At 58.0% G+C, this 22,292-nt stretch carries 20 protein-coding genes, 1 tRNA gene, 1 pseudogene and 1 other annotated feature; of the genes and pseudogenes, 14 read left to right on the forward strand and 8 right to left on the reverse strand.

Going from position 1 to position 22,292, the window contains the following annotated elements:
• Positions 1 to 134 (forward strand): annotated as a pseudogene (locus ACLTXB_RS14220) (tyrosine-type recombinase/integrase); the annotation flags it as partial.
• Positions 135 to 191: 57 nt separating this feature from the next.
• On the opposite strand, the gene ACLTXB_RS14225 reads toward ACLTXB_RS14220, so the two are convergent.
• Positions 192 to 267: transfer RNA gene (locus tag ACLTXB_RS14225), tRNA-Pro, on the reverse strand.
• A 545-nt stretch (positions 268 to 812) separates the two neighbouring features.
• On the opposite strand from ACLTXB_RS14225, the gene trmB reads away from it, so the two are divergent.
• The 4 genes from trmB (at position 813) to ACLTXB_RS14245 (ending at position 5,643) form a co-directional block, all read left to right on the forward strand.
• Complete coding sequence (trmB, locus tag ACLTXB_RS14230) at positions 813 to 1,490, forward strand: tRNA (guanosine(46)-N7)-methyltransferase TrmB (protein WP_428227462.1); 678 nt, start codon at positions 813 to 815, stop codon at positions 1,488 to 1,490.
• Positions 1,491 to 1,680: 190 nt separating this feature from the next.
• Positions 1,681 to 2,124 carry a MarR family winged helix-turn-helix transcriptional regulator gene (locus ACLTXB_RS14235; RefSeq protein WP_008980533.1) on the forward strand — a complete coding sequence of 148 codons (444 nt, stop codon included), beginning with the start codon at positions 1,681 to 1,683 and terminating at the stop codon, positions 2,122 to 2,124.
• Positions 2,112 to 3,848: an ABC transporter ATP-binding protein gene (locus tag ACLTXB_RS14240; protein ID WP_428227463.1), complete on the forward strand. Its 1,737-nt coding sequence runs from the start codon at positions 2,112 to 2,114 to the stop codon at positions 3,846 to 3,848. The genes ACLTXB_RS14235 and ACLTXB_RS14240 overlap by 13 nt, the downstream gene beginning before the upstream one ends.
• Positions 3,841 to 5,643, forward strand: coding sequence for an ABC transporter ATP-binding protein (locus ACLTXB_RS14245; protein WP_428227464.1), 1,803 nt, complete (start codon positions 3,841 to 3,843; stop codon positions 5,641 to 5,643). Before ACLTXB_RS14240 ends, ACLTXB_RS14245 begins: the two co-directional genes overlap by 8 nt.
• An 88-nt stretch (positions 5,644 to 5,731) precedes the next feature.
• Here ACLTXB_RS14245 and galT read toward each other — a convergent pair whose 3' ends face one another.
• The 4 genes from galT to ACLTXB_RS14265 form a co-directional block, all read right to left on the reverse strand.
• A complete protein-coding gene (gene galT, locus ACLTXB_RS14250; protein WP_428227465.1) occupies positions 5,732 to 7,222 on the reverse strand; it encodes a UDP-glucose--hexose-1-phosphate uridylyltransferase in 1,491 nt (496 codons plus the stop codon).
• Positions 7,223 to 7,224: 2 nt separating this feature from the next.
• Positions 7,225 to 8,217 (reverse strand): UDP-glucose 4-epimerase GalE, encoded by a 993-nt coding sequence (gene galE, locus ACLTXB_RS14255; protein ID WP_008980537.1) that lies wholly within the window; start codon positions 8,215 to 8,217, stop codon positions 7,225 to 7,227.
• A 26-nt stretch (positions 8,218 to 8,243) separates the two neighbouring features.
• Positions 8,244 to 9,545: a galactokinase gene (locus tag ACLTXB_RS14260; protein ID WP_428227466.1), complete on the reverse strand. Its 1,302-nt coding sequence runs from the start codon at positions 9,543 to 9,545 to the stop codon at positions 8,244 to 8,246.
• A gap of 94 nt (positions 9,546 to 9,639) precedes the next feature.
• On the reverse strand, positions 9,640 to 10,662 hold the full coding sequence (locus ACLTXB_RS14265; protein WP_110440691.1) for a LacI family DNA-binding transcriptional regulator: 1,023 nt from the start codon (positions 10,660 to 10,662) through the stop codon (positions 9,640 to 9,642).
• A 202-nt stretch (positions 10,663 to 10,864) separates the two neighbouring features.
• Here ACLTXB_RS14265 and ACLTXB_RS14270 point away from each other — a divergent pair, with 202 nt between their 5' ends.
• Genes ACLTXB_RS14270 through ACLTXB_RS14295 form a run of 6 tightly spaced genes read left to right on the forward strand, consistent with a single transcriptional unit; the run spans position 10,865 to position 14,699 of the window.
• Positions 10,865 to 11,254, forward strand: a complete 390-nt coding sequence (locus tag ACLTXB_RS14270) for a GntR family transcriptional regulator (protein ID WP_428227467.1) — start codon at positions 10,865 to 10,867, stop codon at positions 11,252 to 11,254.
• Positions 11,251 to 11,634 (forward strand): hypothetical protein, encoded by a 384-nt coding sequence (locus ACLTXB_RS14275; protein ID WP_428227468.1) that lies wholly within the window; start codon positions 11,251 to 11,253, stop codon positions 11,632 to 11,634. The genes ACLTXB_RS14270 and ACLTXB_RS14275 overlap by 4 nt, the downstream gene beginning before the upstream one ends.
• 6 nt (positions 11,635 to 11,640) lie before the next feature.
• Entirely contained in the window at positions 11,641 to 12,054 is a 414-nt protein-coding gene (locus ACLTXB_RS14280; RefSeq protein WP_428227469.1) for a hypothetical protein, read from the forward strand.
• A complete protein-coding gene (locus ACLTXB_RS14285; protein WP_428227470.1) occupies positions 12,029 to 12,559 on the forward strand; it encodes a hypothetical protein in 531 nt (176 codons plus the stop codon). Before ACLTXB_RS14280 ends, ACLTXB_RS14285 begins: the two co-directional genes overlap by 26 nt.
• Before the next feature lie 5 nt (positions 12,560 to 12,564).
• Positions 12,565 to 13,302, forward strand: coding sequence for an ABC transporter ATP-binding protein (locus tag ACLTXB_RS14290; RefSeq protein WP_008980543.1), 738 nt, complete (start codon positions 12,565 to 12,567; stop codon positions 13,300 to 13,302).
• Positions 13,299 to 14,699: a hypothetical protein gene (locus tag ACLTXB_RS14295; RefSeq protein WP_428227471.1), complete on the forward strand. Its 1,401-nt coding sequence runs from the start codon at positions 13,299 to 13,301 to the stop codon at positions 14,697 to 14,699. The genes ACLTXB_RS14290 and ACLTXB_RS14295 overlap by 4 nt, the downstream gene beginning before the upstream one ends.
• A gap of 176 nt (positions 14,700 to 14,875) precedes the next feature.
• On the opposite strand, the gene ACLTXB_RS14300 is transcribed toward ACLTXB_RS14295, so the two are convergent.
• The 3 genes from ACLTXB_RS14300 to leuA all read right to left on the reverse strand — a co-directional run bounded on the left by ACLTXB_RS14300 (position 14,876) and on the right by leuA (position 19,485).
• The gene (locus ACLTXB_RS14300) at positions 14,876 to 15,049 is read right to left on the reverse strand and encodes a hypothetical protein (RefSeq protein WP_008980546.1); all 174 of its coding nucleotides are present in this window, start codon (positions 15,047 to 15,049) and stop codon (positions 14,876 to 14,878) included.
• 71 nt (positions 15,050 to 15,120) lie between these two features.
• Positions 15,121 to 17,511, reverse strand: coding sequence for a phosphoketolase family protein (locus tag ACLTXB_RS14305; protein ID WP_428227480.1), 2,391 nt, complete (start codon positions 17,509 to 17,511; stop codon positions 15,121 to 15,123).
• A gap of 288 nt (positions 17,512 to 17,799) precedes the next feature.
• On the reverse strand, positions 17,800 to 19,485 hold the full coding sequence (gene leuA, locus ACLTXB_RS14310) for a 2-isopropylmalate synthase (RefSeq protein ID WP_428227472.1): 1,686 nt from the start codon (positions 19,483 to 19,485) through the stop codon (positions 17,800 to 17,802).
• An 89-nt stretch (positions 19,486 to 19,574) separates the two neighbouring features.
• Positions 19,575 to 19,812: a binding site (T-box leader), on the reverse strand.
• Positions 19,813 to 19,917: 105 nt separating this feature from the next.
• Here leuA and ACLTXB_RS14315 point away from each other — a divergent pair.
• The 3 genes from ACLTXB_RS14315 to ACLTXB_RS14325 all read left to right on the forward strand — a co-directional run bounded on the left by ACLTXB_RS14315 (position 19,918) and on the right by ACLTXB_RS14325 (position 22,255).
• Positions 19,918 to 20,484, forward strand: coding sequence for a hypothetical protein (locus ACLTXB_RS14315; protein WP_428227473.1), 567 nt, complete (start codon positions 19,918 to 19,920; stop codon positions 20,482 to 20,484).
• Positions 20,485 to 20,559: 75 nt separating this feature from the next.
• On the forward strand, positions 20,560 to 21,318 hold the full coding sequence (gene trmD / locus ACLTXB_RS14320; RefSeq protein ID WP_428227474.1) for a tRNA (guanosine(37)-N1)-methyltransferase TrmD: 759 nt from the start codon (positions 20,560 to 20,562) through the stop codon (positions 21,316 to 21,318).
• 100 nt (positions 21,319 to 21,418) lie between these two features.
• The gene (locus tag ACLTXB_RS14325; protein ID WP_110440683.1) at positions 21,419 to 22,255 is read left to right on the forward strand and encodes a DegV family protein; all 837 of its coding nucleotides are present in this window, start codon (positions 21,419 to 21,421) and stop codon (positions 22,253 to 22,255) included.
• Positions 22,256 to 22,292: the final 37 nt, after the last annotated feature.

Genomic DNA, 22,292 nt, shown 5'->3' on the forward strand with positions numbered 1-22,292 from the left:
ATGTAAAGACTCTGTCCTCCATGCTGGGACACTACAGCGCGGGCTTCACTCTGGACACCTACACTCACGCTACCATGAAGATGCAGATCGAAGCCGCAGACAAATTGGGCGGATTCATGGCGCAATCATTTTAAAATATTTCAAAGGCATAGATAAAAAACTCCCCTTGAAGCTCATGCTCCAAGGGGAGTTGGTCCGAGTGGGGCGACTCGAACGCCCGGTCTCTTGAACCCAAATCAAGCGCGATACCACCTTCGCTACACCCGGATATTTGATTTTTTTCCCGTATGGGTCAGGTATGGGTCAGGGCCGTTTGACCCATATTGTGATCCATACTATTTTAACCTCATTTTCAACTTTTTCAAGAGGTAAAATAGAAAAATATGATTTATTCAAAGAAATAAAAAATGAAACAGTTGCTTACTCCGTGCTCCCAAAGCAAGCGCGCTACCAACTGCGCTACACCCGGTTATGAAATTTTCTAATTGTGGTCAAACATGTGGTCAAGGTCGTTTTTTGACCAGTTACCGGCGAGGGGTAAAACCCCGTCAGCCTTAGCGCCCCAGAGGTTTCCGGGATTTTGGAGAAATGCGGCTCAAACCCGAGCCGCACGCTCCCAAAGCAGGCGCGCTACCAACTGCGCTACACCCGGATATGAAATTTTCTAAAGGTTGCCTGGACCGGCCATCAGGAGGCGGGCCCGGCAGAACAGTGGGACTGACCTCTTCAGTATAGTATATTTTGAAAAAGATTGCAAGAGGTGGATTGTCTATGTTAAAATATTTCTGGAACAAAACTGAGAGGTGACAATTATGCGCATGAGAAAAAAGCCCAATCTGGTCCCGCGGATGGAGCGCTGCGCCCGTTTCTTGATTCAGACGCCGGAGGAGCAGCGTGGGCGTTGGCGGGAGCTGAAGCCGGACGCGGAGCAGGTCTGGCTGGAGCTGGGGTGCGGTAAGGGCCGCTTCACAGCGGAGACCGCGGCGCAGAACCCCAATGTGCTCTATCTGGCAGTGGAGCGGGTACCGGATGCCATGATCGTGGCGATGGAGCGCTGCGCACAGCGGGGCCTGACCAATGTGTTTTTTGTGGACGGCGACGCGGCCAAACTGCGGGAGTACTTTGCCCCCGATGAGATCGACCGTCTGTTCATCAACTTTTGCGATCCTTGGCCCTCCAACCGACACGCCCGGCGGCGGCTCACGCACCAGAACTTTCTGGTTCTGTATCGCGGAGTGCTCCGTACCGGCGGACAGATCCATTTCAAGACGGACAACCGGGACCTGTTTGAATATTCCCTGTTTCAGTTCCCTAAGGCGGGCTATGCGCTCACGGAAGTGACCAGGGACCTCCACGCCGATGGGATCTGTGGTGTGATGACAAATTATGAGGAAAAATTCCACAATCTCGGCACCAAGATCAGCAGCGCGTGGGGACCAAGGAACATATGCAGGAGGAACCGGAGTTTGTTCCCATTGCCGGACCGATGAATCGTCCGGTGGAGAAAGAGGCGCAGCCGGAAGGTGCTGCAGAACAGGCAGAGTAAATCAAATTATACGCCGGAGAGGAAGTGCAGAGCCTCTCCGGCTATTTTTTATGGGGGAATTGACAGAAAAAAGTGAACTGCTATAATTGACATATCAATAATTGATATGTCAAGAAAAGGGAAGGGGATAACTGATGGAACGAACCTTTCACATGCTGCTCTACCGGGCGTTTCATGCTCAGCGCAATTATTTGCGTCCCTGTTTTGGGCGAGTTGGCCTGGGGGCGGGGCAGCCTAAACTTCTGGTCTATTTGAACAGCCATGGTCCTTGTCGGCAGAAGGAGCTGGCGGACTATTTTGAGATTGACCCAGCGGCGGTGTCCCGGATGATAGATGCCTTGGAGCGAGGCGGCTTTGTGGTGCGCAGAAGGGACGAGAGCAGCCGGCGCGGCGACCTGGCGGAGCTGACCGAGAAGGGACGGCAGGCGGTACAGGCTTGGACAGAGTTCTGTGCCCAGGAAGAAGAGCAGATGCTCCAGGGTTTTACGCCGGAGGAGCGGCAGCAGTTTGCGGACTTCCTAGTGCGGGCGTACCGGAATCTCCGGGAGGGGAAGGAGGAAGAGCGATGGGAGAGCTGAAGCGTCTGCTGCGCTATCTTGGTCCCTATCGAAAGGATCTGCTGATCGGCGCCTTGCTGGTCGTGGTAGAAACCTGCTTTGAACTGGTGATCCCGGTGCTGATGGCAGACCTCATCGACGTGGGTGTAGCCAATCAGGATATTGATTACGTTCTCCATAAGGGAGGCCAAATGGGAATATGCGCTCTTTGTGCCCTGGTGACTGGGCTGCTCTATGCCCGGTTTGCTGCCCGGGCATCCTATGGTTGGGGAGCTCAAGTGCGCCGCGCCCAGTTTGCCCAGGTTCAGCGCTATTCCTTTGCCAATCTGGACCACTTTGATGCCGCTTCTCTGGTTACTCGGATGACCACAGACGTGACAGTGCTGCAAAACGCCATCAACGGCGGATTCCGGCCTTTGGTGCGCAGTCCTATCATGCTGGTGATGGGAGTGGGATTGTCGTTCTGGATGAACGCCCGGCTGGCTGTGATTTTTATCGTGTGCGCACCCGTTCTGGGAGCCATTCTCTTTTGCATCGTGCGGAAGGTAGCGCCTATGTATGGCAAGCTTCAAAAGGCAGTGGACCGGCTGAACAATGTGGTGCAGGAGAACCTGACAGCCATCCGGGCAGTGAAGGCCTTTGTCCGGGGCGAGGCGGAGGAGGAGCGCTTTCAGGTGGTCAACAGCCGCCTGGCGGACACATCCAAGGAGACCTTCCGTTGGGCGGTGCTGAATCTGCCTTCTTTGCAGCTGACTATGTATACTGCCATCGTGCTTATCATGTGGTTTGGAGGAAACATGATCCTGGACGGAGACCTTTTGGTGGGAGACCTGACGGGATTTCTCAGCTATGTGTTTCAGGTCATGAACTCCATGATGATGCTCTCAAACGTATTTTTACTGCTCACCCGGTCTCTGGCCAGTGTCCACCGCATTACCCAGGTGTTGGAGGAGCAGCCCCAGATCACCTCGCCCCAGGATGCGGTCACCCAGGTGGCCGACGGCAGTGTGGACTTTGAAGGAGTATCGTTTAAATACCATGCGGATGCGCAGGAATATGCCTTGTCTCAGGTAGATCTGCATATCAAGGCGGGGCAGACTGTGGGCATTCTGGGTGGTACCGGCTCGGCCAAGAGCACCTTGGTACAGCTCATTCCCCGCCTCTACGACGCCACTGAAGGAAGTGTCCGGGTAGGCGGCCGGGACGTGCGGGAGTATGATATCCACGCCCTGCGGGATGCGGTAGGGATTGTGCTGCAAAAGAACGTGCTTTTTTCCGGTACAGTGGAGGACAACCTGCGCTGGGGCGATGCCCAGGCAGAGGAGGAGCAGCTGTGGGCGGCCTGCAGGGCGGCCTGCGCCGATGAATTTGTCTCGGAAATGTCCGGCGGCCTCAAGAGCGACTTGGGGCAGGGCGGCGTGAATGTCTCCGGCGGGCAGAAGCAGCGGCTGTGCATCGCTCGCACGCTGCTCAAGCACCCCAAGGTGCTCATCTTTGATGACTCTACCAGTGCGGTGGACACCGCGACCGAGGGAAAAATCCGCCGGGAGCTGGCCAGCCTGGAGGGTGTGACCAAGATCATCATCGCCCAGCGGATCACCTCGGTGATGAATACGGACCAGATCATCATTCTGGATGACGGCAAGGTCCACGCGGTAGGAACCCACCAGCAGCTCCTGGAGCGTGACCCCATCTACCAGGAGATCTACGCATCTCAGATGAAAGGAGGGGAGCTCCATGGCTAGAACCTTCAGCGGGAAAAAGCCCAAGCGTCTGGGCTATACGGTAAAGACCTTCCTCTCCTACCTGGGACGGCACAAGTTCCTGCTGCTGGCAGTGGGGGTGCTGGTGGCTGTCAGCGCTACGGCCAATCTGCTGGGCACCTACATGATCCGTCCGGTGGTCAACGCGTTGGTGTCGGGAAATATGGAGACCCTGATTCAGGGCATTGCCCTGACGGTGGTCATCTATGGGATCGGCGTGCTGTGTTCCTTTGGATACACTCAGACCATGGTGCGGGCGGCCCAAAAGGTGCTGCTGGATATCCGGCGGGATCTGTTTGCCCACCTCCAGACTTTGCCTCTGCGCTTCTTTGATACCCGCCGGCACGGCGATATTATGAGTTACTTCACCAACGACGTGGACACCATCGCCGATGCGCTGAACAACAGCTTTGCCATGGCCATCCAGAGCTTCATTCAGATGACGGGCACCCTGATTTTGCTCTTTGTACTCAATTGGCAGCTGTCCCTGGTGGTGGTTGTGTGTTATGCAGCCATGTTTGCCTACATCCGCTTCAGCAGCCGCCGCAGTCGGGCTTACTACACCAAACAGCAGGCCTGTCTGGGCGATCTGGATGGTTATATCCAAGAGATGGTCAACGGACAGAAAGTGGTACAGGTCTTCAACCACGAGCAGGCCAGCATGGAGATTTTTGACGAGAAAAACGAGGCCCTGCGCCGGGCAGGTACCGGAGCCCAGGGCTATGCCGCTACCATGATCCCTGCGGTAGTAACCATCTCTTATATCAACTACGCCATTGTCTCTGTTCTGGGAGGCATTATGGCATTGAAAGGGATGACCGACGCGGGCAGTCTGGCCAGCTATCTGGTCTTTGTGCGTCAGGCCGCCGCGCCCATCAATCAGTTTACCCAGCAGAGCAACTTCCTGCTGGCTGCGCTGGCAGGTGCCGAGCGTGTCTTTGAGGTCATGGATGAAGCTCCTGAGGTGGATGAGGGAGCCGTGAGTCTGGAAAAGGCAGGGCAGGGCTGGGCCTGGCATAAGCCGGAGGGAGAGGATATTCCCCTGCGGGGCGATGTGCGCTTTGAGCATGTGGACTTCGGCTACGAGCCCAGACACCCGGTACTGAGAGATGTGAGTCTGTATGCCAAACCGGGGCAGAAGATTGCTTTCGTAGGCTCCACCGGTGCAGGCAAGACAACCATCACCAATCTCATCAACCGGTTTTACGATGTGCAGGGGGGACGCATCCTCTACGACGGGATCGACGTGCGGGATATCCAGAAGAGCGCCCTGCGCAGTTCTTTAGGTATTGTTCTCCAGGACACCCACCTGTTTACCGGAACCATCGCCGACAACATCCGCTTCGGGAAACTGGATGCCACCATGGAGGAGATCCAACGGGCGGCCTGCATCGCCAATGCCGACTCCTTTATCCGCCGATTGCCCCGCGGCTACGACACTCTGGTCACCGCCGACGGCGCCAACCTCTCTCAGGGGCAGCGGCAGCTGCTGGCCATTGCCCGGGCGGCGGTGGCCGACCCGCCGGTGCTCATTCTGGATGAGGCCACCTCGTCCATCGATACCCGTACCGAGGCTCTGATCGAAAAGGGCATGGACCAGCTGATGGAGGGACGGACGGTATTTGTCATTGCCCACCGACTGTCTACTGTCCGTAACGCCGACGCCATCATGGTGCTGGAGCGCGGTAAGATCGTGGAGCGGGGCAGTCATGATGAACTGCTGGAGCAGCAGGGGGTATATTACCAGCTCTATAACGGAATGTTCGAGCTCTCCTAAAATACAGACAGAAAGAAACCCGGCTGGAAGACTATTTAGTCTCCCAGCCGGGTTTTCTAATGAAAAATAGATGACAGGCAATATTCCTTTACAGAGTGTTCAGGAAGCGGAGGAAGGCCTCCTTGCCCTCGGCGTTGCGCTTGTAGACGCCGGCATGCTCCAGCACCTGGGCAAACACCAGGCCGGTCTCCTTCTGGACCACGTCCAGGGCGTTGTCGGCGGTGATCTCATACTTGCCAGCAAAGCCCTCAGCCCAGTCAGCGTGAGAGGCGGTGAGGGGATCGGCACGCAGATCCTCGCCCTTGGCCAGCTTCTCGGCCACGGCGGCCAGCTCCGTCTTCAGACGGGCGGGCAGAACGGCCAGACCCATGACCTCGATCAGGCCGATGTTCTCCTTCTTGATGTGGTGCAGCTCCGCATGGGGGTGATAGACGCCCAGGGGGTGCTCCTCAGTGGTCAGGTTGTTGCGCAGCACCAGGTCCAGCTCATAGTCCTCGCCACGGCGGCGGGCAATGGGGGTGATGGTGTTGTGGGGCTCACCGTCGGTCTCAGCCAGGATCAGAGCCTTCTCGTCGGTGTAGCCGCGCCAGGCGGTGAGGATGTGGTCGGCCAGGTCGATGAGCCGCTGGGGATCGGCGCAGGTCAGGCGCACCACAGACATGGGCCACTTCACGATGCCGGCCTGTACGTCCTCATAGCCGGGGAAGGTGAAGGGGGTCTCTACGGGAGCCTTGGCCATGGCGAAGGTGTACCGGCCGCCCTGGAAGTGGTCGTGGGCCAGGATGGAGCCGCCCACGATGGGCAGGTCGGCGTTGGAGCCCACGAAGTAGTGGGGGAACTGGCCCACAAAGTCCAGGAGCTTACCGAAGCAGGCCTTGTCAATCTTCATGGGGGTGTGCTCGCTGTTGAGGCAGATGCAGTGCTCGTTGTAGTACACATAGGGGGAGTACTGCAGGAACCAGGGAGAGCCGTTGATGGTGATGGGCACGATGCGGTGGTTCTGACGGGCGGGGTGGTTCACCCGGCCGGCATAGCCCTCATTCTCCGCGCACAGTTGGCAGCGGGGATAGGCGGAGGCGGGCAGGTTCCGGGCGGCGGCAATGGCCTTGGGATCCTTCTCGGGCTTGGACAGGTTGATGGTGATGTCCAGTTCGCCGTACTCGGTGGGAGCCTTCCACTGCATGTCCTTGGCAATGCGGTCCCGGCGGATGTAATTGGTGTCCTGGCTGAACTGATAGTACCAGTTGGTGGCTTTCTGGGGGTCCTCCGCCCGCAGAGTCTGGAACTTCTCAATCACCTGAGCAGGGCGGGGGGTGAGAGCGCCCATAATCTTGGTGTCAAACAGGTCGCGGTAGACGATGGAGTTCTCCTTCATCACGCCACGCTGGTAAGCGTCGTCCATCAGCTCGTCCAGCACAGCGGGCAGGTCTACCTCACCCACTTCCTGGCCGGAGGGGGTGTAGCTGTCCAGCTCCAGCACCTCCAGCAGGGTGTTCAGAGCCCACAGCTTCTCACAGGGCTGGATCAGTTCCTTCTCCAGAGCATAGGCAAGCAGTTTTTCAATGGCGTAGTCGATCATAATTAAGCCTCCTCATAGCCTCTGGGGTGGGCACTGTGCCACTTCCAGGCAGAAGCAATAATGGTGTTCAGGTCGTTGTACTTGGGTTTCCAGCCCAGCTGCTCCACTGCCTTCTTGGAGGAGGCGATGAGCTGAGCGGGGTCGCCGGCCCGGCGGGGGCAGGTCTCGGCGGGGATGGGGTGGCCGGTGACAGCCCGGGCCACGTCGATGACTTCCTTTACGGTGAAGCCCACGCCGTTGCCCAGATTGAACACATCGCTCTCGCCGCCCTGGAGCAGGTGGTCCAGAGCCAGGATGTGGGCCTGGGCCAGGTCAGAGACGTGGATGTAGTCTCGGATGCAGGTGCCGTCCTTAGTGGGATAGTCGTCACCGAAGATGGAGATCTTCTCCCGCTGGCCGTTGGGCACCTGAAGGATCAGAGGAATGAGGTGGGTCTCAGGGTTGTGGGCCTCGCCAATGGCGCCGGAGGGGTGGGCACCGCAGGCATTGAAGTAGCGCAGAGCCACATACTTCAGACCGTGAGCCCGGGAGACCCAGCGCATCATGTGCTCCATAGCCAGCTTGGTCTCGCCGTAGCAGTTGGTGGGATCGGTGCGGTCGGTCTCCAGAATGGGTACCCGCTCAGGCTCACCATAGGTGGCGGCGGTGGAGGAGAAGACGATCTTGTCCACTCCGTGGGCCACCATGGCCTGGAGGAGCACCATGGTTCCGTGAAGGTTGTTGTCGTAGTACTTGAGAGGGTCGGACATGGACTCGCCCACCTGAGAGGAGGCGGCAAAGTGGATCACGCCTTCGATCTTCTCCTTGGTGAACAGCTCATCCAGGGCGCTGCGGTCCCGGATGTCCAGCTGATAAAAGCGGGCCTTGGGATGGACCGCGGCACGAAAACCGGTGAGCAGGTTGTCAGCTACCACCACGTCACGGCCGGCGTCAATGAGTTCATAAACGGTATGGGAGCCAATGTAGCCAGCTCCGCCCAAAACAAGAATAGCCATGTTCTTGTGCTTCCTTTCTAATTTGCTTAGGCCAGAATGACGCAGCCGCCCTGAGGACGGATGTGGAGGATATGGCACATGCCGGTGCCCAGCAGCTTTTCCATGCCGCTCTTAAAGGCGGTCAGCTTCTCCACAGGGACAAAGGCCTGGATGGTGCCGGCAAAGCCGCCGCCGTGGACCCGGATAGCGCCAGTGCCCTCCAGCAGCTCCCGGCCGATGGCCAGAGCCATGGGGATGGCCTGCTGCTTGGGGTCGGCGATGGACCAGGTGTTCTGCAGATACAGGGAGGAGGAGATGCCGGAGGCATTCACCAGAGCCAGGAAGCGGTCAAAGTCGCCCGCCTCCAGGGCATCGGCCTCTTCTACGGCACGGCGGTCGTCGTCATAGAAGTGGAGCGCCCGCAGCACGGCACGGTCGCCGCAGCGTACCCGCAGGGAGGGAAGCTCCGCGCGGAACTGTTCCTCGGGCACGTCCCGCAGGAACTGCTTGCCGAAGTGAGCGGCCACGGCGCCCATTTCCTGGGTAATTTCGGCGTAGTCGTCGGTGAGGTCGGCATGGCAGGAGCCGGTGTCCACAATGCACAGGGCGTGGCCAGACTTGGAGAAGTCGTAGTCCACCTTCCGCACCACAGGGGCGGTGGGGTCAGCGAAGTCAATGGCCACCGCGCCGCCCACGGAGGAGCCCATCTGGTCCATCAGGCCGCAGGGCTTGCCGAAGTAGACGTTCTCGGCGTACTGGCCGATCTTGGCGATCTGAATGGGGGTAAGGGCGCCCTCACAGAAGAAGTGGTTGACGATGTTGCCCACCAGCACCTCGTAGGCGGCGGAGGAGGACAGGCCGGAACCGGACAGCACGCTGGAGGTGGCCCAGGCGTCAAAGCCGCCCACCTTGTGGCCCAGCTCCTGGATCTTGGCCGCCACGCCCCGCACCAGAGCGGCGGAGGTGTTGCGCTCCTCCGGGCGGGGGAGCAGCTGGTCCAGTTCTACCTCCAGGGCGGGGTAGCCCTCGGAGATGATGCGGATGACATTCAGGCCGTTGGGAGCGGCGCAGCAGATCATGTCCAGATCCACGCTGCCGCACAGCACATGGCCGTGCTGATGGTCGGTGTGGTTGCCGCCGATCTCGGTGCGGCCGGGGCCGCTGAACAGAGCGGCAGCGGTATCTTCGGCGGGGGAGAAGGCAGACTGGAACTCCTCTACCGCACGCAGAGCGCGGGCACGGGCGGCAGCCAGGCTGCTGTCCGCGCCGTCCAGGGCATACAGGCTGGCAAGGGTCTGGTCACACTCTCCGGCGGACAGGGAACGACGCAAAGATTCACAAGTTCGCATGGTGGTCACCTCATTTATTTTTTGTTGTACCTAGTATATTTATTTTTTACTAAAAATTCAATCTGGCAGTTTGCACAAGAATTCATGTTGAATTTCAGCAGTTAGACGGACCGGTACTCTCCCGCAGAGAGAGGGAGGGGGGGACGACCACTTTTTGCGGCCAAGTGCGGGGGGCAGGGACACTGCCAAGCACCCGTTCGGCCAGCAGACGCAGGGCGGCGTTAGCCATTTCCTGGGTGTGGACGGATACGGAGGTGAGGGCGGGGCGCACCAGAGCGGAACGGGGCGTGTCATTGAAGGAGACTACCGAAAGATCCCCCGGAATGTCCAGGCCCAGATGTTCGGCCGTGCGCACAGCGGCCAGAGCGATCTCCTCGTTGGCACACAGCAGGGCGGTAGGACGGTCCTGGGGGTGGGAGAGCAGCTCGGCGAGATTAGGTTCGATGGCCCGGCCCTGCATGGGGCAGGAGACCACCTGGCAGCTCAGCTGGGGCTGAGGCGCGGTGAGCTGGAGAAAAGCCTGGTACCGGGGCTCTGGTCCCAGCTGGCCGTAAGGCCGGTCCGCAGGGCCTGCAAAGGCCAGGCGGCGGTGGCCCAGAGCGGTGAGGGCCTCCAGAGCCAGACGGATACCCAGCTCGTAGCCCAGCTCCACCGAGTCATAGCGAATCTCGTCCGGGGAGAAGTCAAGAAAGACCAGATGTTTGGAAATGGTCTCCAGAGCCTGGATCTGTTCGGGCGGGAAGTAGCCGATGGCCACGATGCCGTCCACCGTCTCGCCTTCAGGCAGGAGAAAACCGCCCTCCCGGTGCTCCAGGGGGACACAGGCATATTTCCGCTCCTGACAGCCCTGGCGCACGTGGTTGCCCAGGTAGAGAAAATAGGGGTCATCCAGCTGGCGGGAGCTGGAGAGCATTTCGGCCAGTCCCACGCGCATCAGCGGCTTGGGAGCCCGGCCCCGTCGGCTCTTGGAGGCGGAGTAATTCAAGCGTCCGGCCTCTTCCAGAACGCGGCGGCGGGTCTCCTCGCTGACAGAGAGGGTGGGGTCCGCGTTGAGGATGCGGGAGATGGCCGCTGGAGAGCAGCCGGTACGGTCAGCTAATTCTTTCAGGGTCGCCATGGTGATTCCTCCAGTTTCTAGTTCCCTTTAAAGATACCGCGTTTTATTCCAGGTGACAAGAGAAAAACCACAAAAAGGAGGAGAAACGTGCAAGGATAAGATGGAAAATCGCACAAAAGAGATTGACAGTAAAGCGTGTTACTTGTATAATACACTTAGAAAGTGTATTAGTCATATAATACGGTTGAAAGGAGGGAGGACCTTGCTTGCCTTTGATTCCTTCCGCATGGAAGAGGGAGTACCCATCTATTTGCAGATCATGCGCTTTGTAGAGCGCTCCATAGCGGCCGGAACGGCCCGGGACCAGGAGGAGCTGCCCTCCCGCCGTACCCTGTCTGCCATGCTGGGGGTCAACCCCAACACGGTGCAGAAGGCCTACCGGCTGCTGGAGGAGGAGGAACTGATGGAGTCCCGCTCCGGAGCAAAAAGTGTGCTGACGCTGGACGAAAGGAAGGTGCGGGACGTGCGGACCAAGCTGTTGGAAGGCGAAATCGCCGTACTGGTAGCGGCTCTGAAGGAGACGGGCAGCTCGAAAGAGGAGACCCTGGAATTGGTGGCCCGGCTGTGGGACCGGGAAGGAGGAGAACTATGAGAGCCTGTCGATCTTATTTATCCCTGATGGCCCGCAGTACCTTATATAAAGAATTGGCTCTGTTTATGGTGATGGCAGTGGTGGAACTGGCGTTGTTTATCCCGAAAATGAAGAAACAATTCAGTGAGGTGGTGGGGATCGGAGAAAATGGAGAAGAGATCTATTCCATGTACTCCCTGCCCATTGATGAGATCGCAGACAGGGCCCATTTACAGTGGGTTTGGATTGCAGCTCTGGTGCTGCTGAGCTTGATTTTGATCCTTACAGCCGGACAGTGGAGAGACTATACCTTGGACCGTCTGGGAATCAGCCGCAGGCAAGGAAACTTGCTTTATGGCCTGTACGGTACGCTGTCCTTCTTGCTGCTGTGGGCCTTCTAGGCTGCTTTGGTTCTGGTCATGTGTCTGCTGTACCGGCGTCACCTGCCGACAGAGCAGGTGACGGAGCAGACGGTGCTTCTCAGTATCTATCGCACGCCGTTCTTTTTTAGTATGCTGCCTCTGGCTGGCTGGGCGCGATGGGTCACCAATGCATGTATGATGGCGGCGCTGGGTCTGTGCGCTGCCAACGGAGCAAGACTGCGGTGCCTTGGCCGAGCACCCATGGCATCTATAGGCCCGATTTTAGTCCTTTTTTGGTCTGGATTTGGAGGAACCGGAGTTTCCAACCTGGACGGAGACGCAGGCTTTTTTGTTGTGGCATTTTGCTTTGCAGCGGCGGCCGTTGCCCGGATGACTGTGTGGGACAGTGAGGATAATGGGGAGGGGGAGCCCTATGAGAGACTGGACAATCAAGTTTGAGAGCTGGCTGAAAGCCCATATCCCCCTTGGAATTTCAGTGGAGCGGGAGCGGGTCAACCTGATGCTGGGGCTGTTTCTGTCCGCACTTTGGGCGGTAGTGGCTTATATGGGAGCATATGCCATGGCGCTTTCTGATCTGTATACGACGAAGAACGGAAAACGGATTTTGCTTCTCGACTCCCGGATGGCTGACTTTGGCCAAGTGTTCCGGTTTGTGCCGGCAGGGTTCCTGATACTGATCGGTTTGCTGGTGGCAAAAGGATTTTGGTTTCAGGCCTACCACCGTCAGGGCAGCATGAGCATCTATCTCATGCGCCGTCTGCCGGACCCCAGAGAATATGCCCGTCGGTGCTGGACGCTGCCGCTGATAGGTGTGGGGATATGCCTGGTACTGACGGCAGTGACCACAGCGGTATGTTACCTGATCTATATGAAGTGTACGCCGGCATCTTGTCTGGTGCCGGGACAGTGGATGCGCTTTTGGAGCGCGCTGATAGGGAGATGAGCGCTATGTTGGAGTTGAAGCAAGTAATCAAGCAATACGGAAGCAAGACAGCTCTGGACGGGGTGGACCTGAAGATCCCTCAGGGTGAGATCGTAGGATTGTTTGGCGAGAATGGCGCAGGAAAAACGACCCTGATGAAGTGTGTCTTTGGCTTTATTCCATATAAGGGTACCATCACCCTGGACGGAGAGCCCATCACCCCGAAAAATATTACCCGGCTCTCCTTTGCCACCTGCGAGCACTCCTTCTTTCCCAATCTCAGTCCGGAGAGCCACCGGCAGTTTTATCAGGAGCATTTCCCAAACTTCCGGGACAAACGGTTCCGGGCGCTGCTGGATTTCTTTGAGTTGCCTGCCCATAAACCCGCCCGCTCTTTCTCCACCGGGCAGAAAAACCAGCTGGAAGTAATTTTGGCCCTGAGCCAGGGAGCGGATTATATTCTGATGGATGAACCCTTCGCGGGCAACGACGTATTTAACCGGGAGGACTTTTATAAGGTGCTGCTGGGAATTCTGGAGCCCAATGAAACGGTACTGCTCTCCACCCATCTGCTGGAGGAGGTGGAGCATTTTATCGGTCGGGCGTTGCTGCTGCAAAAGGGCAAGCTGGTGGGAGACGTGACCACCTTGGAGCTGGAGGAGCAGGGCAAGACCCTGATGGACTTTGTCAAGGAGACCTACCGCTATAAAGCGGACCGGGTGGTTCAGGCTCTGAAAGATCTGACGGGAGAGGAGGAGCCATGAAAAAGAGTTTTCTTCTGTTCCTGCTGCTGATTTGTCTGGCTGTGGGTGGTCTGGCTGGGATGTCCGTTTGGGTGAGCAAAGATAACGAGGCGGTGGAGGTGACCCAGACTACCCTGCAGGGGGATCCCGCCGCTGCCCAGGGGCTGACCATTACGGTTCACAACCAGATGTTTAATCAGCTGTTCTGGGATACCAAGTTTCCTGCTGCAAATGCGGCGGAATCCATAAGTGAATTTCGTTTTTCGCAGAAAGTTCTGAATTTCTACGAATTTCATGATTACCCGCCTGAGATATCCATGCCCTCTTTTGGCGGCGGCATGTCCTCGGATATGGGAATCGACCTGGAGAGAGAAGACTGGGGGAACGGTGGTATACTGACCAGACCCGCCATTGATCTGGCCAAAACCATGGGGCCCAATGAGACCAAATCCAAGACGGTGCATGTGGCAGATTATTATTCCTGCTATCCCATTGTGCTGGACTACTACACTCGATATTATGGAGACGAGGATCTTGAGGACCAGTGGCGGAACGGGCAGGAGGCATTCCAACGCTTTTTCAGCATCCCCATCCCTTCTCAAGTTCAGGTGACCTACACCATCACTACCAATGAGATGGGCGAGGTGATTGAGTTATACTGTGATACGCAATCCTGGTTGGAACTCAATACAGCGGTAGCTCAGGGCGATGGAGGATACTACTATATTCTGGACAGTCATGTCTCGGAGGATGAGGCAAAGAATGGGATGGTCCAGATGGACCTGAGCCATATCCAGGGAGGATATGGAGTGTACTTTGTTCCTTTCCTTGAGAATGAGGCCAGCGGATGGGCGGACCTGAAGATGGATCAGGTACAGACCGTCTATCAAGTGCCCCAGGGAGAGCGGACCGTGAACCTTTTTACCAATGAAAAGGGAAACCTGCTGCTGTACACGGTAGCAGGGGAAACGTGGTATCTCAATGTCCTCAGCAGCGATGGACGGCAGCTGCTCCAGCGGCTGGAACTGGGTCAAATGGGCAGCAATGGCTATATGGTCGATCCGCTGGAGGGGGAGGACCACATGCTGCTCTTCTTCAACGATCATCAGCTGATTCTGCTCACCTGGGATGGGGAGGATTATGCCTTGGCGCATGCCTTACAGATGCCCGAGGATGAACAGTGGGATGACTCAGGCAAAGAACAGCTTGCCCACTGGGACGGTCAGAGACTGGCCCTGCTGGAGCGGAACAGTCTTTCCTGGGAAGATACAAGTTACCGTCTGACCGTGTGGCAGGGGGGAGAGCTGACCTACCAGGGTGTGTATACCATGAGTTTTGCGAAAAACAATGCCACACAGCGCTATTCCAACGCCATCATAAGAGGAATCGATTCGCAAGCGATCGAATTAAGTGGATAAAACAGCGCCCCGGCGAAATTCGCCGGGGCGCTGTTTGTGCGTTTGATCAGGATTTAGATCTGGGGGTGGGATCAAAGTTGCTCCGCTTCTTGCCCGGCTCGCCGGGGATGGGGGTGGCGGGAACGTCGGGGATCATGCGGGGCTTCTTCTCCTTCTTGGACATGTTCAATTCCTCCTTAAACGCGCTCACCGTGCAGACAGCGGTGGGCATAATCCTTGAGACCTTCCAGATTTTTGATCCCGTTGGGCCGGATGCGCAGCTGGTCCTGGACATAGTCAGGCAGAGCGTCAAAGAAGCGTTTGGCCTCCGGCTCGCGGCGGAACAAGGCGTACATGTCGCGGTAGTCCATGGTACATCACCTCGATGTCCAGTATGACCGCTGTCGGAGGGAAATATTCCAAGCAGAGAGAAATATTTCGTTTAATCCGGATAGATGCCCTTGCCCTCGTTCCAGGCCCAGTTGCGGATCTCGGGCATGTCCTGGCCGTGGGTGGTGATGTACTGGTGGTGCTCAATGAGCTTGTCCTTCATCTCCTGGATGAGATAGGCGGCGCTGTTGCCCAGCTGGGGCAGGCGCATCACCGTGTCAATGACCAGATCAAAGCGGTCGATATCATTTTGGACCCGCATGTCGAAGGGAGTGGTGATGGTGCCTTCTTCCTTATAGCCGCGCACGTGGAGATTCTTGTTGTGGCGGCGGTAGGTGAGCTCGTGGACCAGGGTGGGATAGCCGTGGAAGGCGAAGATGATGGGCTTGTCCTTGGTAAAGATGGCGTCGTAGTCCTCGTCGGTGAGGCCGTGGGGGTGCTCGGTGTGGGGCTGGAGCTTCATCAGGTCCACCACATTGACTACCCGGATCTTCAACTGGGGCAGGTAGTGGTGCAGAATGGTCACCGCCGCCAGAGTCTCCAGCGTGGGGGTATCGCCGCAGCAGGCCATGATCACGTCGGGCTCTACGCCCCGGTCGTTGGAGGCCCACTGCCAGATGCCGATGCCCTGGGTGCAGTGCTTCACCGCCTGGTCCATGGTGAGCCACTGGGGACGGGGATGCTTGGAAGCCACAATGACGTTGATGTAGTTGCGGCTTTTGATGCAGTGGTCAAAGCAGCTGAGCAGACAGTTGGCATCGGGGGGCAGGTAGAGGCGCACCACATCGGCTTTCTTGTTGGCCACGTGGTCCAGAAAGCCGGGGTCCTGGTGGGTGTAGCCGTTGTGGTCCTGCTGCCAGACGTTGGAGGAGAGCACGTAGTTGAGGGAGGCGATCTTCTGCCGCCAGGGGAGCTGACGGCACACCTTCAGCCACTTGGCGTGCTGAGCCACCATGGAGTCCACAATGCGGATAAAGGCCTCATAGCAGGTGAAGAAGCCGTGGCGTCCGGTGAGCAGATAGCCCTCCAGCCAGCCCTGGCACATATGCTCGGAGAGCATGGAGTCCATCACCCGGCCGTCCTGGTCCAGATGGTTGCTCAAATCCTCCTGGTCCTGGTCGGTCCAGCGCCGGCCGGTGGCCTGGAACATGGCGGAAAGCTGGTTGGAGGAGGTGACGTCAGGGCCAAAGACCCGGAAGTTCCGGGATTTCAGATTGCGTTTGATGAGATCCCGCACGTAGCCGCCCAGCACCTGGGTGTCCTGAGCCTCCACCGCGCCGGGCTGGGGCACCGCCACACCGTATTCACGGAAATCGGGGGTGCGCAGGTCCCGCAGCAGCAGGCCGCCGTTGGCGTGGGGGTTGGCTCCCATCCGCCGATCTCCCTTAGGGGCCAGCTCCTGCAGGCGAGGAATGAGAGCGCCGTGCTCGTCAAAGAGCTCCTCGGGATGATAGCTGCGCAGCCACGCCTCCAGCTCCTCAAGGCGGCCAGGCTTGCCGTCCCATACGGGGATGGGGATCTGGTGGGCACGCCAGCTGCCCTCAGAGGGTTTGCCGTCCACCTGGGCAGGACCGGTCCATCCCTTTGGGGAGCGGAAGACGATCATGGGCCAGCGGGGACGCTCCACACTGCCGCTGCTGCGGGCGTACTCCTGGATACGCTGGATCTCACGCACCGCCCAGTCCATGGCGGCGGCCATCTTCTGGTGCATCTGCTTGGGATCGTCCCCCTCCACAAAGCGGGGTTCCCAGCCGCAGCCTTTGAAGAACATCTCGGTCTCCTCCCGGGTGAGACGGGAGAATACGCTGGGATTGGAGATCTTGAAGCCGTTGAGGTGGAGAATGGGCAGCACGGCACCGTCGGTGATGGGATTCAAAAACTTGTTGGAGTGCCAGGAGGTGGCCAGAGGACCGGTCTCTGCCTCACCGTCGCCCACCACGCAGGCAGCGATGAGGTCGGGGTTGTCCATGACCGCACCGAAGGCGTGGGCCAGAGAGTAGCCCAGTTCGCCTCCGTCATTGATGGAGCCGGGGGTCTCGGGGGAGGCGGTACTGGGGATGCCGCCGGGGAAAGAGAACTGCTTGAAGAGCTTCTTCATTCCCTCCGTATCCTGGCTGATGTTGGGATAGATCTCACTGTAAGAGCCGTCCAGGTAGTCCTGAGCGACAATAGCATTGCCGCCATGACCGGGTCCGGAGATATAGATCATATCGAGATCATACTTGACAATGGCTCGATTGAGATGGGTATAGATAAAGTTCTGCCCCGGACAGGTGCCCCAGTGGCCCACAATGGAGTGCTTCAGGTGCTCGGGACGCAGGGGCTCCCGGAGCAGGGGGTTGTCCAGTAAGTAGAGCTGGCAGGCGGACAGGTAGTTGGCTGCACGCCACCAGGCGTTGATGTCCCGGACCTGCTCCCGGGTAAGGGGGTCCTTCTTGGACATCCGGGCCGGAGCCTTGGGAGCAGATTTCGGGGCTTCTGGGGTTCTTGGCATGGGAAGACGCCTCCTCTGATGGTGTTTCTTATCTTAAGTATACCGTAAAGCGTTGAAAAGTCAATCATGTACGGGCTTTCGAGATATTAAGAGGAGGTTAAGATTCCTTATCTAGATACTAACGGGAAGAAAATAGATCAGAATTGGGGTGTTTCCGGGAAAACAGAGATAAAAACCAGACGCTAAGAGAATATAAAGCCCGGCCTGGAGATTTCCAGGCCGGGCAGAGAAAGGTGTTTATTTCCGCTTGGCGCGGTTGATGGCGGACAGAATGGCGCGGAGAGGAGCGAGGTTGATGTTGTGAGACAGGCCCACGCCCCAATACTCTTTCCCATCCCGCTGGTCCTTCAGCAGGATATAGGCCACGCCCTGGGAGTCGGAACCGTCGGTGATGGCGTGGGAGGAGTAGTCCAGGAAGGAGAAGCGGGCCATCTTCTCGCCCTTGATGGCGTTGAAGAAGGCGTCGATGGGGCCGTTGCCCTCGCCGGATACCTTAAAGATAGTATCGGTGTGCTGGAGGGTGCCCCAGAAGGTGACGTGGGAGTGGCCCTCGTTGTCCACGCTCTCCTGGAAGGCGTGCTTAAGCAGCTTGTAGGGCTCCTTGACGTCCACATATTCCTGGTGGAACAGCTCGTTGATGCGCTCGGGAGTGATCTCCTTGCCCACCGCGTCGGTCTCCACCTGGACGATGTGGCCAAACTCCGGATGCATGGCCTTGGGCAGATCGAAGCCGAAGTTGTGCTCCATGATATAGGCGGCGCCGCCCTTGCCCGACTGGGAGTTGATGCGGATAATGGGCTCGTATTCCCGGCCCACGTCGGCGGGGTCGATGGGCAGATAGGGGATCTCCCAGAAGTCGCTGCCGCTCTCCTTCATATACTGAGTGCCCTTATTGATGGCGTCCTGGTGGCTGCCGGAGAAGGCGGTGAACACCAGCTTACCGGCGTAGGGCTGCCGGTCGCCCACGGGCATCTTGGTGCAGCGCTCGTACATGTCCTTGATCTTGTTGATGTTGGAGAAGTCCAGCTCAGGGTCAACGCCCTGGGTCCACATGTTCATGGCCAGGGTGACCATATCCACGTTGCCGGTGCGCTCGCCGTTGCCGAAGAGGGTGGCCTCCACCCGCTCGGCACCAGCAAGCAGTCCCATCTCGGCGGTGGCTACGCCGCAGCCGCGGTCATTGTGGGGGTGCAGGGAGATAATAGCGCAGTCCCGGGAGGGGAGTTTTCTGCAGAAGTACTCCAGCATGTCGGCAAACTGGTTGGGCATGCAGTTCTCCACGGTGGTGGGCAGGTTCAGGATGACCTTGTTCTCCGGGGTGGCGTGGAGGTGCTCCAGCACGGCCTGGCAGATGTCTACGGCATAGTCCATCTCCGTGCCCATAAAGGACTCGGGGGAGTACTCAAAGCGCAGGTTCATGCCCTCCTCAATCATGGGCTGGGACATCTCGTAGATGAGGTCGGCCGCGTCGGTAGCGATCTTGGTGATGCCCTCCATGTCCATGTGGAAGACCATCTTGCGCTGGAGGGTGGAGGTGGAGTTATAGAAGTGGAGAATGACGTTCTTGGCGCCCTTGATGGCCTCAAATGTCTTTTTGATGAGGTGCTCCCGGGCCTGGACCAGCACCTGGATGGTCACGTCATCGGGGATGTGGCCGCCCTCGATGAGCTCACGGCAGATCTCATATTCCGTCTCGCTGGCGGAGGGGAAGCCGATCTCAATCTCTTTGACGCCGATATCCAGCAGAGTATGGAAATATTCCAGCTTTTCCTGAAGATTCATGGGGTCCACCAGAGCCTGGTTTCCGTCCCGCAGGTCTACCGAGCACCAGACAGGAGCTTTGGTGATGACATGGTCAGGCCAGGTGCGCCCCTCGATCTTCTGGGGCTGGAAGGGAATGTACTTTGTGTATCCGGGATTCATAATGCTTGCTCTCCTTTCCTGATTCCGCCGCGTTGGGGGGCGGATCGTGCCGCGGGGGAGAAAATCAAAAACGCCCCCGACTTTTTCAAGTCAGGGGCGTTATACTAACGCGGTACCACCCTGGTTCAGTCGCCGGTTGCCCGAACGGCCCTCAAAGCCTCCAACAAGGCCGCGGCTGATAACGAAGCCAACCGTCCCACCTTACTGTTGTTCAGGCGGACTGCTCAGGGACCAGTTATACACGGAGGGGCCGCACACCGGTTCGCACCAACCACCGGCTCTCTGAAGAGGGACACGCGCCGTCTTTTTTCCCGTCGTCGCATTTCTTATGGTAGATTTTAGCGGAGCAAAGTCAGTTTGTCAAGGGAAAGATTTTGCGTTGGATTTGGGAGGACGCGCATAGACATAGAGGGAGAGAGGGGGCGGGCCGTTTTGGGGGAGCTGTGGCCGCTGGCGGGCGGCGGGACCTTGCGGGTACGGGAGGAGGACCTCTGGGTGTACCTGGAGGCGGTGCGCCCCGACGATGGCAGGGGACTTTATAAAGTGTGGTGCACCGGGCCGCAGGGTGAATTTCTGTTGGGGACCCTGGTCCCCCAGGGAGGCGGCCTGCATCTGGAGCGGCGGGTGGCCAGGAAAACGCTCCAGCAGGCGGGTGCCTGGCCGCTGATCGGCGGAAAGATTGTCATGGCATATTCCTTTACAGATAGAGATGGAATGCAGGAGGTATGGCACAGGGAGGACCATCCGGAGAATTTCTGCCGGGACCGGGTGGTGCGTGCCTGCCTGAGGGGGGCGCAGGGGGTGCTTAGCCGTGAGAAGGGAGCGATTCGGCAGCTGGCCATACCTTTTTCAACCTGTGAACCTATTTTACTTAACACGTTATTTTGCCTGGCGCAGGTCCGGGAGAAGCAGGGACAGCGGCATCTGGTGTGGAGCTTTGACTGGGAGGGACGGCCTCTGCTGCCTGGGTCGCAGGGGGAGAAAGACAGGGAAAAATAAAGCAAATCCATTGAAAAACCAGAAGGACTTGCGTATAATCAGGAAAGACTATAAGGAAGAAATGGAGCAGGACCTATGTACCGTATCGATATTATGACGTTATTCCCCGACGTGGTGGGAGATATGCTGTGTGAGTCCATTCTGGGCCGGGCTCAGGAACGGGGCTATATCCGCATCGAGTGCCACCAGATCCGGGACTATACCTTAAATAAACAGCGGCAGGTGGATGACTACCCTTACGGCGGAGGCCGGGGGGCCGTGATGCAGGCCGATCCTCTCTACCAGTGCTGGAAGCACATTTGCGACGAGGCAGGGGAGCGGATCCACACCATTTATATGTCTCCCGCAGGCAAGACCTTTGATCAGGCCGACGCCCGGCGGCTGCGGGACGATTATGAGCGCCTGATTCTGGTTTGCGGCCACTACGAGGGGATCGACGAGCGTTTTATTGAGGAGTGTGTGGACGAGGAGATCTCCATCGGGGATTTTGTTCTCACCGGCGGAGAAATTCCTGCCATGGCGGTAGCCGATGCCGTTTGTCGGCTGGTGCCCGGTGTGCTCTCCGACCCCTCCTGCTATGAGAATGAGAGCCACTGGAACGGTATGCTTGAGGCTCCCCAGTACTCCCGGCCCGAGGTTTGGCATGATCGGGCGGTGCCCGCCATCCTGCGCTCTGGCAACCATGCCAAGGTGGACCAGTGGCGGCGCAAGCAGTCTATTCTCCGTACCCGTCACCGCCGTCCCGACCTGTATGCCAAGCTGGATCTTACCAGCAAGGCCGACCGCAAGCTGCTCAAAGAGCTGGAGGAGGAGAACGGGGAGAAGTTCCTCTAAATTTTTCCCGATTTGTGAGGGGAATCGCTTTACATTCCCTTCCTTTTATGATATGGTAAATAAAATCTGATTTTTAAAATCACATTTGGAGATGAAACACATGAGTTTTAAGATTGTTGTGGACAGCTGCTGCGACCTGACCGCTCAGATGCTGAAAGATCCCTGCTTTGTCAAGGTGCCGCTGACCATTCACTCCAATGGCAGTACCTTTGTGGATGACGATACCTTTGACCAGGCCGACCTGCTCTGGTCTATGAAGCAGAGTGAGCAGGCTCCTTCCACCGCCTGCCCCTCTCCTCAGGCCTATCTGGATGCCTATCAGTGCGGCGTGGAGGACGTATATGTGGTTACTCTGTCCGCTTTGCTCAGCGGCTCCCACAACAGCGCCGAACAGGCTCGGGTGCTGCTGGAAGAGGACGAGCCCGGCGTCAATGTGCATGTGTTCAACTCCTGTTCCGCGGCCGCGGGTGAGGTGCTGGTGGCGCTGAAGATTCGGGAACTGGCCCAGTCCGGCATGCCCTTTAAAAAGGTCGTGCGGGAGGTGGAGCAGTATATCTACCAGATGCAGACTATGTTTGTGCTGGAGACTCTGGAAAACCTGCGCAAGAATGGCCGCCTGACCAAGCTGCAGGCGGTGGTTACCGGCGCGCTGAAAATCAAGCTGTTTATGGGTGCTACTCCTGAGGGCGAGATCTGCAAGCTGGGCCAGGCTCTGTCCATGAAGCAGGCCCTGAGCAAGCTGGTGGATAAGATCGCTTCCGACCCCAACCATGTGGGCCGCACTCTGGTCATCTGCCACTGCAACTGCAAAGAGCGGGCAGAGAAGGTCAAGGAGCAGATCCTTGCCAAGTGCCAGGTAGGTGAGATCCTGGTGGTTGGCGCGGGAGGCATCACCACCGTGTACGCCAACGACGGCGGCGTGGTCGTGGCCTATTGACAAGAGGCAAATTTGGTTTACACTGATAGAGGTGTGA

It is taken from the genome of Flintibacter sp. (genome assembly GCF_046973065.1).

Coding starts and splice junctions, on each gene's coding strand:
- trmB (WP_428227462.1), top strand. CDS start 813: ATGCGCATGAGAAAAAAGCCCAATCTGGTCCCGCGGATGGAGCGCTGC.
- ACLTXB_RS14235 (WP_008980533.1), top strand. CDS start 1,681: ATGGAACGAACCTTTCACATGCTGCTCTACCGGGCGTTTCATGCTCAG.
- ACLTXB_RS14240 (WP_428227463.1), top strand. CDS start 2,112: ATGGGAGAGCTGAAGCGTCTGCTGCGCTATCTTGGTCCCTATCGAAAG.
- ACLTXB_RS14245 (WP_428227464.1), top strand. CDS start 3,841: ATGGCTAGAACCTTCAGCGGGAAAAAGCCCAAGCGTCTGGGCTATACG.
- galT (WP_428227465.1), bottom strand. CDS start 7,222: ATGATCGACTACGCCATTGAAAAACTGCTTGCCTATGCTCTGGAGAAG.
- galE (WP_008980537.1), bottom strand. CDS start 8,217: ATGGCTATTCTTGTTTTGGGCGGAGCTGGCTACATTGGCTCCCATACC.
- ACLTXB_RS14260 (WP_428227466.1), bottom strand. CDS start 9,545: ATGCGAACTTGTGAATCTTTGCGTCGTTCCCTGTCCGCCGGAGAGTGT.
- ACLTXB_RS14265 (WP_110440691.1), bottom strand. CDS start 10,662: ATGGCGACCCTGAAAGAATTAGCTGACCGTACCGGCTGCTCTCCAGCG.
- ACLTXB_RS14275 (WP_428227468.1), top strand. CDS start 11,251: ATGAGAGCCTGTCGATCTTATTTATCCCTGATGGCCCGCAGTACCTTA.
- ACLTXB_RS14285 (WP_428227470.1), top strand. CDS start 12,029: ATGAGAGACTGGACAATCAAGTTTGAGAGCTGGCTGAAAGCCCATATC.
- ACLTXB_RS14290 (WP_008980543.1), top strand. CDS start 12,565: ATGTTGGAGTTGAAGCAAGTAATCAAGCAATACGGAAGCAAGACAGCT.
- ACLTXB_RS14295 (WP_428227471.1), top strand. CDS start 13,299: ATGAAAAAGAGTTTTCTTCTGTTCCTGCTGCTGATTTGTCTGGCTGTG.
- ACLTXB_RS14300 (WP_008980546.1), bottom strand. CDS start 15,049: ATGGACTACCGCGACATGTACGCCTTGTTCCGCCGCGAGCCGGAGGCC.
- ACLTXB_RS14305 (WP_428227480.1), bottom strand. CDS start 17,511: ATGTCCAAGAAGGACCCCCTTACCCGGGAGCAGGTCCGGGACATCAAC.
- leuA (WP_428227472.1), bottom strand. CDS start 19,485: ATGAATCCCGGATACACAAAGTACATTCCCTTCCAGCCCCAGAAGATC.
- trmD (WP_428227474.1), top strand. CDS start 20,560: ATGTACCGTATCGATATTATGACGTTATTCCCCGACGTGGTGGGAGAT.
- ACLTXB_RS14325 (WP_110440683.1), top strand. CDS start 21,419: ATGAGTTTTAAGATTGTTGTGGACAGCTGCTGCGACCTGACCGCTCAG.